Source organism: Kribbella sp. CA-245084 (assembly GCF_050942355.1).
In the GTDB taxonomy this organism is placed as follows: Bacteria; Actinomycetota; Actinomycetes; order Propionibacteriales; family Kribbellaceae; genus Kribbella.
This window is the reverse complement of sequence record NZ_CP192053.1, coordinates 506,441-518,210: the sequence shown is the minus strand read 5'-3', so window position 1 is coordinate 518,210 and position 11,770 is coordinate 506,441. Positions and strand designations below refer to the sequence as shown.

The 11,770-nt window shown below is 68.3% G+C and carries 12 protein-coding genes; 1 reads left to right on the top strand and 11 read right to left on the bottom strand.

What is annotated here, in order from left to right:
* Positions 1-4 precede the first annotated feature (4 nt).
* From ACQPYH_RS02710 to ACQPYH_RS02660, 11 genes are read right to left on the bottom strand one after another with little or no spacing between them, the layout of a single operon-like run.
* Positions 5-1,213 carry an acyltransferase family protein gene (locus ACQPYH_RS02710; protein WP_432886026.1) on the bottom strand — a complete coding sequence of 403 codons (1,209 nt, stop codon included), beginning with the start codon at positions 1,211-1,213 and terminating at the stop codon, positions 5-7.
* A gap of 4 nt (positions 1,214-1,217) precedes the next feature.
* The gene (wecB, locus tag ACQPYH_RS02705) at positions 1,218-2,270 is read right to left on the bottom strand and encodes a non-hydrolyzing UDP-N-acetylglucosamine 2-epimerase (protein ID WP_432886024.1); all 1,053 of its coding nucleotides are present in this window, start codon (positions 2,268-2,270) and stop codon (positions 1,218-1,220) included.
* A gap of 2 nt (positions 2,271-2,272) precedes the next feature.
* Positions 2,273-3,274 (bottom strand): Gfo/Idh/MocA family protein, encoded by a 1,002-nt coding sequence (locus ACQPYH_RS02700; protein WP_432894310.1) that lies wholly within the window; start codon positions 3,272-3,274, stop codon positions 2,273-2,275.
* 2 nt (positions 3,275-3,276) lie between these two features.
* Complete coding sequence (locus ACQPYH_RS02695; protein WP_432894308.1) at positions 3,277-4,368, bottom strand: DegT/DnrJ/EryC1/StrS family aminotransferase; 1,092 nt, start codon at positions 4,366-4,368, stop codon at positions 3,277-3,279.
* Positions 4,365-4,976: an acyltransferase gene (locus ACQPYH_RS02690; protein WP_432886022.1), complete on the bottom strand. Its 612-nt coding sequence runs from the start codon at positions 4,974-4,976 to the stop codon at positions 4,365-4,367. Before ACQPYH_RS02690 ends, ACQPYH_RS02695 begins: the two co-directional genes overlap by 4 nt.
* The gene (locus ACQPYH_RS02685; RefSeq protein ID WP_432886020.1) at positions 4,973-6,148 is read right to left on the bottom strand and encodes a hypothetical protein; all 1,176 of its coding nucleotides are present in this window, start codon (positions 6,146-6,148) and stop codon (positions 4,973-4,975) included. The genes ACQPYH_RS02690 and ACQPYH_RS02685 overlap by 4 nt, the downstream gene beginning before the upstream one ends.
* Before the next feature lie 10 nt (positions 6,149-6,158).
* Positions 6,159-6,902: a hypothetical protein gene (locus ACQPYH_RS02680; RefSeq protein ID WP_432886018.1), complete on the bottom strand. Its 744-nt coding sequence runs from the start codon at positions 6,900-6,902 to the stop codon at positions 6,159-6,161.
* Positions 6,899-8,221 carry a glycosyltransferase gene (locus ACQPYH_RS02675; protein ID WP_432886015.1) on the bottom strand — a complete coding sequence of 441 codons (1,323 nt, stop codon included), beginning with the start codon at positions 8,219-8,221 and terminating at the stop codon, positions 6,899-6,901. Before ACQPYH_RS02675 ends, ACQPYH_RS02680 begins: the two co-directional genes overlap by 4 nt.
* Entirely contained in the window at positions 8,218-9,312 is a 1,095-nt protein-coding gene (locus ACQPYH_RS02670) for a glycosyltransferase (protein ID WP_432886012.1), read from the bottom strand. Before ACQPYH_RS02670 ends, ACQPYH_RS02675 begins: the two co-directional genes overlap by 4 nt.
* A 3-nt stretch (positions 9,313-9,315) precedes the next feature.
* Positions 9,316-10,134, bottom strand: coding sequence for an ABC transporter ATP-binding protein (locus tag ACQPYH_RS02665; RefSeq protein WP_432886009.1), 819 nt, complete (start codon positions 10,132-10,134; stop codon positions 9,316-9,318).
* Positions 10,121-10,987, bottom strand: a complete 867-nt coding sequence (locus ACQPYH_RS02660; protein WP_432886006.1) for an ABC transporter permease — start codon at positions 10,985-10,987, stop codon at positions 10,121-10,123. Before ACQPYH_RS02660 ends, ACQPYH_RS02665 begins: the two co-directional genes overlap by 14 nt.
* Before the next feature lie 447 nt (positions 10,988-11,434).
* Between ACQPYH_RS02660 and ACQPYH_RS02655 the strand changes: the two genes are divergently transcribed.
* The gene (locus ACQPYH_RS02655; RefSeq protein WP_432886003.1) at positions 11,435-11,752 is read left to right on the top strand and encodes a hypothetical protein; all 318 of its coding nucleotides are present in this window, start codon (positions 11,435-11,437) and stop codon (positions 11,750-11,752) included.
* Positions 11,753-11,770 lie beyond the last annotated feature (18 nt).

Sequence of the window (11,770 nt, the reverse complement as noted above, 5' to 3'; positions counted from 1 at the left end):
TTCTTCATCGGGGGCCCCGGAGCTTCCGTTCCAGCGGGTGCTCGACGAACTTGTAGAGCAGCCACGAGGCAATGATCGAGAGGACGAGGACACCGGCGTACCACGTCAGGTTGGACCAGCCGATCGGGCCGGCCACACCGTGGTGCTCCTTGATCGCGTACAGGATCGTGGCGTGCACCAGGTAGAAGGCGTAGGACCATTGGCCGAGCGCGACCATCGGCTTGCTGCGCAGCAGCGACCGGCCGCCGCGGGTGTCGCGGGACGCGACCGCGAGGATCAGGAAGCCGTACAGGAAGGTCAGAATCTCCTTCTGGCACAGGCCCATGGTGATCGCGCCCGGGAACGTGGCCGCGTGCACACCGGAGTACCAGAGGATGTACAGACCGCCGCCGGTGACCAGGAACGCGAACCACACCGGGATCCGCGGCTTCCAGCCGGACCGCAGCGAGATCGCCAGGCCGATACCGAACAGGAACGCCACCGAATGCAGGATCGGTTGCGGCAGGATCGGTACGACGTCCTTGTGATGGAACAGCGCCAGTCGGTACGCACCGCCCACCACGATCACCGTGACGCAGAGGATCAGGCCGCCGGCCGTCTTCAGCCGCTGCGTGGCCCGCCAGACGAACGGGAAGTACGCGTAGAAGAACGCCTCGACCGACAGCGTCCAGCCCGCCGGGTTGCCGCCGTACAGGACGGTCGGGTTGTTCGACCAGCCGTGCAGCAGGAATGTCGACAGCAGCAGCACGCTGATCGAGATCGGCTTGATCCAGGACATCCCGGCCGGCGGGTCGACCCGGTAGAAGACGAAGAACGCGAGGATCAGGGTGAGGAAGTACAGCGGGAAGATCCGGGCGAACCGGCGCCGGTAGAATGTCCGGATCTTTGTGCCCTTCTGGGCAGACCAGGTGAGCACGAAGCCGGACAGGACGAAGAAGAACGTGACGCCGGAGGTGCCGAACTTCAGGAAGTCGAAGATCGGCAGCGGCGCCAGGTTGGTCATGTGGTGGCAGAACACGAAGAAGGCCGCCCACCAGCGCAGGCCGGTGAGCGACTCGACTCGTGGCAACCGTCCCACGCGGGAGGCCGGCGGTGTGCCGGACTCCCCGGGGAAGGCACTGACAGGCGCGCCGGGCGGCGGGGTCCCCACATCTGTCGACCCAGGCAGCTCCTGGGTCGACGGCGTTTGGTTCTCTTCGGCGGCCTTCGTCATGTAGTTACTCCGCGAGAGTGGCTACGACACGCTCAGCAGCGTGGCCGTCGCCGTAGGGCATCGGGCGTTCCCCCGTGGGAGCCGGCCGTGCGGCCAACTCGGGCAGCTTACTCACGTCGGATGTCAACACGTTCCACCCGTCGTCCAGCGTCTCGACCCACTCGGTCTCGGTGCGCAGCGTGGTGCACACCCGGCCGAGCAGGAAGGCCTCCTTCTGGAGACCGCCGGAGTCCGTCACCACACCGGCCGAACCGAGGACGGCCGCGACCATCTCCGGGTAGGCCAGCGGCTCGCGGACGTGCAGCGAACCGTCCGGACGCTCCAGCTTGATGCCGTGCTCCGCACATTTCGCGACCAGGCGGGGGTGGGCCAGCAGCAGCACCGGCGAACCGGCCGCCGCCAGACCGTCGACAATGCCGGCCAGTCGCGCCGGGTCGTCGGTGTTCTCGGCCCGGTGGATGGTCGAGACGACGTACTCGCCCTGCTTGAACGGGAGGTCCAGCGGCTTGTCCTGCACCGCGTCGCGGACCCGGAAGCAGACGTCGGTCATGACGTCGCCGACCAGGCGGGACTTGTCCTTCAGGCCCTCGTTCGCCAGGTGGTCCATCGCGACCTGGGTCGGCGCGAGCAGCAGGTCGGCCGCGTGATCGGTCAGCACCCGGTTGTGCTCCTCGGGCATCGCCCGGTTGAACGAGCGCAGTCCGGCCTCGAGGTGCGCGACCGGCAGGTGCATCTTCACCGCGGACAGCGTGCCGGCGAGCGTCGAGTTCGTGTCGCCGTACACCAGCACCCAGTCCGGCTTGTGCTCGTCCAGTACGGCGTCCATCGCAGCCAGCATCGCGCCGGTCTGGACGCCGTGGCTCCCGGACCCGACGCCCAGGTGGACGTCCGGGGCCGGGATCCGCAGGTCGGCGAAGAACACGTCGGACATGTTCTTGTCGTAGTGCTGCCCGGTGTGCACGATCACGTGCTGGTGCTCCGTCGCGGCAAAAGCCTCCGCGACGGGCGCCAGCTTCACGAACTGTGGGCGAGCCCCGACAACACTCAGAACCTTCATGGTTAAGCAGACTCCCCGGCGACCTTGATGGTTCGATCCTCGGCCGCAGACTGGATCACGGCCTCGGCCACCGCGACGGTGGTCAGACCCTGCTGCAGCGTGACGATGTCGGCTTCCTTGCCCAGGACGGCGTCCCGGAAGGCCTCGTGCTCGGTCTTCAGCGGCTCAGGCTTGCTGATCGCGTACCGGATCATGTCGCCCTCGCTGACACCGCGGAAGTGCGCGACGTCGTCCCACGCGGTCTGCACGGTGCCGTTCGCGTGGAACGACAGGTCGGCCGTCAGGGTGTCGGCGATGAAGGCGCCCTTCTCACCCGTGACGACGGTGAGACGCTCCTTCATCGGGGACAGCCAGTTGACCAGGTGGCTGGTGACGGTGCCGTCGGCCAGCTTGCCGGTCACCGCGATCAGGTCCTCGTACTGCCGGCCCGACTTGTGCGCGCTCTGCGCGGACACCGTGACGAACGGCGACTGCGTCACCCAGGCGGTCAGGTCGATGTCGTGGGTGGCCAGGTCGAGCACCACGCCGACGTCGGCGATGCGCGCCGGGAACGGGCCCTGGCGACGCGTGGTGATCTGGTAGATGTCGCCCAGCTCGCCGGCCTCGAGGCGCACCCGCAGCGCCTGCAGCGCCGGGTTGTACCGCTCGATGTGACCGACCGCGCCGACCAGTCCGGCCGCCTCGAACGCCTTCGCGATCTCGGTCGCCTCGGACGAGGAGCCGGCCAGCGGCTTCTCGATCATCGCGTGCACGCCGGCCTCGGCCAGCGACTTCGCGATCTCGGCGTGGTACTGCGTCGGCACCGCGACCATGCAGTAGTCGAGCTTCTCGGCGATCAGCTGCTCGATGTTCTCGTGCACCGGACGACCGCCGGCCACGTTGAACTTGTCACCGCCCGGGTCGGCGACCGCGACCAGGTCGACGCCCTCGAGGGAGGCCAGCACGCGAGCGTGGTGCCGTCCCATCATGCCCAGGCCGATCAGGCCCGCACGCAGGTTCGCCATGGTCACGCACCCGCCTTCGCCACGGTGTTCACCGCGGCCACGATCCGGTTCAGGTCATCCTCGGACAGCGAGGGGTGGACCGGCAGCGAGAGCACCTCGGCCGCGGCCTTCTCGGTCTCCGGCAGGTCCAGCTCGCGCTGGAACGAGGGGAGCCGGTGGTTCGGGATCGGGTAGTACACGCCGCAGCCGACGCCGTACTCCGTCCGCAGCGCGTTGGCGAAGCCGTCGCGGTCCTCGGTCACGCGGATCGTGTACTGGTGGTACACGTGGCTGGCCTCGTCGGCCACGGCCGGGATGCCGACACCGGCGAGGTTCGCGTCCAGGAAGGCCGCGTTCTCCTGCCGCTGCTTCGTCCAGCCGCCGACCTTGGTCAGCTGCACCCGGCCGATGGCGGCGTGCAGGTCGGTCATCCGGTTGTTCAGGCCGACGACCTCGTTCTCGTACTGCTTGAGCATGCCCTGGTTGCGGAACAGCCGCATCCGGCGCTCGATGTCGGCGTTCGCGACCGAGTTCATGCCGCCCTCACCCGACGTCATGTTCTTGGTCGGGTAGAGGCTGAACATCGCGAACTCGCCGAAGCTACCGACCGGCGCGCCGTTCCAGGTGGCGCCGTGGGCCTGCGCGGCGTCCTCGTAGATCTGGATGCCGTGCTTGTCGGCGATCGCCTGCAGCGCGGTCATGTTGGCCGGGTGACCGAACAGGTGCACCGGCATGACGGCCTTGGTCTTCTCGGTGATCGCTGCCTCGACCGCCTTCGGGTCCAGGCAGAAGTACGTCGGCTCGATGTCGACGAACACCGGGGTGGCGCCGGTCAGCGCGACGCTGTTCGCGGTGGCGGCGAAGGTGAAGGACGGGACGATGACCTCGTCACCCGGTCCGACGCCCGCGGCCAGCAGGCCGAGGTGGAGACCCGACGTGCCCGAGTTCGTCGCGACGCACGCACGGCCGGAGACCAGCGCTGCGCCGAACTCCTGCTCGAACGCCGCTACCTCGGGGCCCTGGGCCAGCATGCCGGACTGCATGACACGGTCGACGGCCTCGCGCTCCTCCTTCCCGATGATCGGCTTCGCGGCCGGAATCGGCTGCACCATCAGTTCTCCTCCAGATTTTCTTCGGCCGGCCGCAGCCGCCCGTCGGTTTCGATGTACATCTCGCCCGTGTTCGGGCACTTCCACTCGCCGTTCCCGACGTCGAGCAGCGGAACTCCGGCCTTGCCGACCCACTTGAGCCGACGAGCCGGAACCCCGGCGACCAGCGCGAAGTCTGGCACGTCCTTGGTCACCACCGCACCGGCGGCGACAGTGGCCCAGCGACCGATGGTGACCGGGGCCACGCAGACGCTGCGCGCACCGAGCGAGCAGCCCTGTTTCATCGTCACCCCGACCGGTTCCCAGTCGTGCCCGCTCTTCGGCGAACCGTCCGGGTTCACCGCGCGCGGGAAGTAGTCGTTGGTGAGCACGACGGCCGGTCCGATGAACACACCGTCCTCGAGCGAGGCGGGCTCGTACACCAGCGCATAGTTCTGGATCTTGCAGTTGTCGCCCATCTGGACCCCGGTCCCGACGTACGCGCCGCGGCCGACGATGCAGTTCTTGCCGAGGACGGCGTTCTCGCGGATCTGCGCGAGGTGCCAGACCGACGAACCGTCGCCGATCTTGGCGCTGTCGTCGACGTCGGCGGACGGCGCGATGCGGGACGTCACAGGGTCTCCTTCTGGGTCAGCCAGGGTTTCAGTACTTCGGCCGAGCGGCGTCCGTCGTGCAGCTCCGTCACGAAGCCCGGACCGGCAGCCGCCCGCTCGGCGGCGGCGTCACGATCGGCGATCAGACCGCTGACGACATCACCCAGGGTGTCGGGATCCGCCTCCACGATCGGCACCTCTCGCCCGGCCAGACTACGCACACGCTCGCGCACGCCGTCACCGACGTACGAAACGACGATCCGCCCGGCGGCGAGGGCTTCAGCGGCCGCCACGCCGTACAGACCGATCCGGAGTTGGTCGACAACGATGTCGGCGTCGCCGATCACGGCCGGCATGCCGCTGTGCGGTACGCCGGTGATGCGGCGGTACTCGATCTGTCCGCTGTCGTGCAATGCGGTGAGGACGGCGTCGATCTCCTCGGTGCCCTTGAGCTTCGCGTTCGACGGAACGTGAGCGACGACCGGCTTGTCGTGGCCGAACAGCGGCCGCGCCGCCTGCTGCCAGGGCGCCGGGTCGATCGCGACCGGAAGCCACTGCGCGTTCGGTACGTCGTCCAGCAGGTCGACCGTGGAGACGAAGACCGGAAGGTTCAGCGACTCGACGAGCTCGGCGTGCCGGCGGGCCTGTGCCTCCAGCCGCTCGGTCAGCTCGTCACCCGGACTGAACGGCGACCAGCGCTCGCGCTTCGCGTGCCGGCTGGGCAGGCGGATGTCGGAGCCGTGGAAGAGCAGCGAGACGTTGGTGCCCTTCGCGAGCATCGCCTCGATGTCGGGGGATGCGTCGGCGTACCCGCGGGAGCCGAAGACCGGGCGCAGGGACTCGACCATCACGTGCGTGTAGTTCGAGAGGATGTGCTGCTGCTGGGCGCGCTGCCAGCGCTTCTGGCCGAACCAGGCCAGCGGTACGCCGTAGTCGTTCTTGAACTCGAACTGACCTTTGCGTTGCAGGGTGAACGAGACGGCGCTGACGTCGGGCAGAGTCAGAGCAGCCTGTGCCCAGGCGTGGCCCTGACCGGCGGAGTTGGTCGGTCCGACCCACATCCGCACCGGCGTCGTCGCTGCCGGCGGGAACGCCGGCAGCTGCGTGAACGAGTACCGCAAGCCCCGGAGCCGCCGCCGGACCGCTCCCGCGGTCCGGGCCAGCGGCGCCGGCAGGTGCTCGCGGATACTCATCGTCGTCGTGTCACCCATTACCTGCTGGTGCCTTCAACTGGTCGAACTCACGGCGGGCGGCCGGCAGACCGAGCACCACCGGGGTGCTCGCCTTCCGCTGGCCGAGGTTCCAGCCGGCCCAGATCGCACCGGCATCCAGCGCCACGACCACGTCGGCCTTGTCGATGGTCGCCATCACGTCACGCCGGCTGAGCACGCGCTCCCAGTAGTTCTTACCGAGATCGTTCGTCGCCCGCTGCCCGCGCAGGAACTTCACCGGCGCCGACGCCTTAATTGCCTTAGGCAACATCCGCCCAGCAACCTTCCGCGCCTTCCGAGCCCGCCACTCAACCGCCTTCACCACGCGCTTGGCCCCAGTAGGCCGCGGCTTCGCCGCAGCAGGAGCTGCAGTCGGCGCAGCGGCGCTCGGCGCTGCGGAGGAGCTGCCTGCGGCGGCGACCTCAGCGGCAGCCGGGGCGATCTTCGCCTCGTCGGCGACGACTGTCTCTGGGGCTGCGACCGCTTCAGGCGCGATGACGGCGTCCGGGGCTTCGTCGGATGCTTCGACAGCCGGCTCCGGCTCGGGCGCCGGTTGGGCGGGCATCCGGCCGGGGCCGATGAGGGTGAAGGTGTTGACCTTGTCAGCGACCCACGCGGACGGGGCTACCCAGCCGACGACGTCGATGGTGATGTTCTGGTCGCCGAGGTCCTCGCGGACCTGGTCGAAGTACGTCGGCGGAAGCCGCCGCGTGGACAGCAGTACGACGGCGTTCATGCCGCAACCCCCTTCACAGACGCAGCCAGCGACTCGATCCGCGGATCCAGCTGCAGGTCCCGCCGGTACGACGCACCGAACTCACGCGCCTTCGCCCGGATCCCCTCGTCCGCGGTCCGCGCCGCGTGCGCCGCCTCGACCAGCGCCGCCGCGATCGCCTCGGGCGTCACGTCCGACACCGGGAACCACAACGGATGACCCCGCAGTACGTCGGACGCCGCGTTCTCCGGGTCGTGCACCGACACAACCGGCAGCCCGGTCGCGAGGTACTCGAACACCTTGCCGCTGGTCACGTACCGCCCCTTGCCCAGCATCAGCAGCTGGGCGTCGAACTCGTCGTACGCCTTGGCGATCTCGGCCTTGCCGACCGGGCCCTCGTAGCTGACCCCGGCCTCGGAGGCGCTGTTGATCGTCGCGAGCATGTCGGCCCGCGGCTGTGCGTAGTACCCGAGGTAGCCGTAGATCTTGGCCTTCGCGCCGGCCAGCTCCGCGGACTGCTCCTTGGCGAGCTTCCAGCCCTCGACGAAGTCGGCCAGCGGCACCTTCGGCGACACCGTGCCGACGTACCCGAAGACCAGCGGGCGATCCGTGACCGCACCGCGGTCCTGGGTATCCGGCACCAGGTCGGGGTCGAACCCGTTCGCGACCGTGTGCATCTTCGACGCGTGCGCCGGGTAGAGCTTCTCGTGCCACTCCTTGATCGGGTCGTTGACGAACCAGACCTCGCGAGCGGAATCGACCAGCTTCTTCTCCCACTTGGCCGCGCGGCTGTTCGGCTCGTGCAGCCGGTCGCCGGTGAACACGTCCAGCAGCCACGCGTCGCGGTAGTCCATCACGTACGGCACCTGGAACTTCTTGTGCAGGTGGTACGCCGCGGTGAACGCGACATGCGGGTTCGCGGTGGCGACGGTCAGGTCGACCTTGTGCGCCTTGTGGATCTGCTCGGCGGCCTTCTCGAGCACCGAGCGCCAAGGCCCGTACCCGGTCTCCGGGAACGGGATCTGGTCCTGCTTGGTGCGCCACTTGCTCCACAGCTTCGGGTTCTGCGCCCGGCGCTTGGACCACTTGCGCAGATCGGCTTCGAGGATCGGCCACTCGAACGGCACCCGGACGACCTCGACGGACGGGTCGACCCGCTCCTCGAGAGTCAGGTCCGCACCGGTGAACCGGAAGAACGTGTCGCGGTCGGCCGTCAGCACGGTCACCTTCCAGCCGAGCGCGGCGAACCGGTTGGCCGTGGCCAGTGCCCGGTAGACACCGCCGCCCCGGCAGGGCGGAAAGCCCCAGGCGACGTACAGCAGGTGAGGGCGGTCGGTCATGCACTTCCTCTTAAAAGATTGAGAATCGCGTCGGCCAGGTCGTCGTACGGCGTGTTGGTCGGCAGGTGCTCAGCCGCCCACTGCAGTGCATGGTCGTGCAACTTCTCCAGCTCACCGGGGTCCGCGGACCAGCGCCGCAAGGTCTCGGCGGCCTCCGCCACCGAGTCCACCAGGACTCCGCCGCCGGACTCCTCGATCACCCTGGTCTGCCGGGGCAGCCGGGTGGAGAGCACGGGAAGACCGCTGGCGAGGTACTCGTAGATCTTGGACGGCATCGCTTCGATGAACGCCGGGGTCGGCTGCAGCATGGCCAGGCTCGCCCAGGCACCCTGTGCGATCCGCCAGGCGTCCGCGGGTGGCTGGCGTCCGTGCAGCCGGACGCGGCCGGCCAGCTCAGGCTCCTGGATCCGGGCTTCGAGCTTGTCCCGGTCCGACGGTGCGACCGGGCCGACCAGGTCGAGAGACCACTCCGGCGCCGCAGCGACGGTCTCGACCATGTCGAACAGCCCACGGCTGGCCCGCAGGTCACCGACGTACACAGCGCGCGGTGTGCCGGTCGCGGGGGCCGGAGCCAGGAAGCCGTGGTCAGGAAGGTTCTGGACCACCAAGCGGTGCTTTGCCTGGTGCGGCGCCAGGTGCGAGTCGGCGACCACGGTCAGGTCGGCGCCCGCGGCCAGCTTCGAACCGGCGCGAACGATCAACCGGGCCGGCAGGCCGGCCGGGCCCTTGGCCCAGGCGCGGTCGGCCAGCAGTCGTTCGTAGTCCTCGTGGACGTCGACGACCAGCTTGCGCCGCCGCAGGCCGGTGACGAGACGGGCGATCGGGATCATGTCCGGATCGACCGTCATCACCACCCTCGCCTTGGTCCGCCACGGCAGCACGGCGGTCCGGGCCAGCCGCTGCACCATCGTGCCGCGCGGCCCGGCGTGTACGACCGCACCCGCAGGCCCGCCGCTCGCCTCACCGAGACCCCAGAGCTCGACCGTGAGGTCGAGCTTCTGCAGGGCCGCGGTGATCTTGTGCAGGCGCGCGTCGGCCACGTCGTGACCGGTCGTGATGATCCCCACGTCCGGCGCCGTGCTGGGTGACATCGCTCAGAGGTCCTCGAGTGAGACGGCTTCTTCTTCCCCGACCTGCAGGAACTTGGTGTAGGCCTGGATGACCTCGTTGGGCTCGCCGCGCATCATCAACTTGCCCTTGTGCAGCCAGATGCAGTCGTTGCACATCTCGCGGACGCTGCTCATCGCGTGGCTGACCAGGAACATCGTCCGGCTGTTCGAGACCAGCTCGCCCATCTTGGCCGCGGCCTTCGTCTTGAAGGACGCGTCACCGGCGGACAAGGCCTCGTCGATCAGCAGGATGTCCGGGTCCATGTGCACCGCGACGGAGAACGCCAGCCGGCTGAACATGCCGGACGAGTACGTCCGCATCGGCATCTCCATGAAGTCACCGAGCTCGGCGAACTCGGCGATCTCCTCGTACCGCGCCTCGATCTCCTTGCGGCTCAGGCCGGCCGCCAGGCCGCCCAGCACCACGTTCTCCTTGCCGGACAGCGCGGCGTTGAAGCCGACGCCCAGCGACAGCAGCGTGGAGACCCGGCCGTGCACCTCGATCCGGCCCGACGTCGGCGGCAGGATGCCGGCCACCGCGCGCATCAGCGTCGACTTGCCGGCGCCGTTCGCGCCGATGATGCCGATCGTGGTGCCGTGGTTGACGTCGAAGGACACGTTCTGGACGGCCTTGACCTCGCGTACTGCGCGCTCGCCGCGGCCGAGCCGGATGATCGCGCTCTTGAAGGTCGGCACCCGCTCGAACGTGGTGCGGTACGTGATCGACACGTCCTGCACCTTGACGGCCGTCACACCGGACTGACTCTTCTGCATCGGCTTCTTCTCGGTCTCAGAGACGGACAACGAACTCACGCTCCCTCGACATGAAGAACAACGAGCCGATCACGAACGCCGCGCCCGCGAACACCAGGGCTCCCGCCCACATCTTCCACTCCGGGACGTGGCCCTTGACCAGCAGGTCGGTCCAGCCGCCCAGCAACGAGTAGAGCGGGTTGTACTGGATGAAGCCCTTGAACTTCGCCGGCGCCTGCTCGGCGAACCAGAGCACCGGCGACATGTACAGCCAGATCCGCACGAAGTACGGCAGGAAGCTGGTGGTGTCGCGGAAGTACACCTGCAGCGCGGCGAAGATCATGCCCATGCCGGCCGCGAAGATCGTCAGCAGGACCAGGAACACCGGCGCCAGCAGCATCTGCCAGTGCAGCTTCTGCCCCACGATCACGTGGATCGCGAGGTACACGACCAGCGTGGGCAGGAAGCGGAAGAACGCCGTCCGCACCGCGGACAGCGGGAGCAGCATCCGCGGGAACGACTGGTTCATCAGCAGCTTGCCGCCGCCGACGACGCTGGCCGCACCGGCCGTCATCGCACCCGAGAAGTAGTAGAAGGCGAACAGGCCGCCGCACATGTGAGCGAACCGCAGTCCGGCGTCCACCTTCGTTGCGCCACCGGCGATGATGTCGGTGAGCAGGTAGTAGACCAGAGCCAGCAGCAGCGGGTTCAGCACCAGCCACACCTGACCGAAGAAGGTGTTCGTGTGGGCACCCCGGATGTTGGTCCGGGACATCTCCGCTGCGAACTCTCTCCGCTGCCACAGCGCCTTGAAGTACGGGCGCATGGCCGGCAGGCCGACCTTGTGTGGTTCGTACACGTGCACCGACGGGTTGAACTCCTCGTCGACGCTAGTCGCGTTCATTCAGGCGACGCCTCTCTCTGCCGGAAAATTTGATCCACGATGGCCGAGCACCTGGGTTTCGGCGACTGCCGCCCGGGGTACGGCGGCGTGCCACGCAGACCGGGAAGCAGAGTAGCGGATCGGCTTCAACGCCGACGACACAGCGGTCCTCCTTAGTGAGCAACGACGTACAGACGGCTACGAAACCCCGTACGACACTGCGTCAGCAACACCTGAGTCGTCCTTCGCCGATCGTTATCCGGAATATACATTTGACAGGCGGCGCCGACCAAAACGCCTTGCAGCCAAGTCAAATCGCCGTCAATTCATGGGTACGACGCTACGCACCGACGCGAAGTTGACGTGACCTGCCACACCGGTCCCGTGACTGCTGTGAAAACAGGAGTCAGGTGTTATCGGCGGGACCCCGGAAGATGCTTCCTGGCCGGAGCGAGCCGGGCGGAGGACGTGACGCGCAACATCACATCCGCGCTCCCCATGGACAGCCTCACCATCCACGGAGCACCGGTCTGCACCTCCCGGGGTTCCACCGTCGATCCGGGGCAGCGTCCGCGCTGGGCGGAAGCGGACGCAGGCCATACCGGATCAGCCGGCACGATGACCAGGGCGGCGGTCATCGCGCCTAGGGCTCGTCTCCCGCTCCCACGCCGTCGCGAGCAGGTGCTCGGCGCGGTGCATCGGCGTGCGGGGGCGAAGGTCTCGATGCGGAGCATCGTGGCCTTTGCACCCGTGCGGCGAGGTGCCGTGCCGAGTGCCGCGCAGTAGGCGTGGGAGCGGGAGACG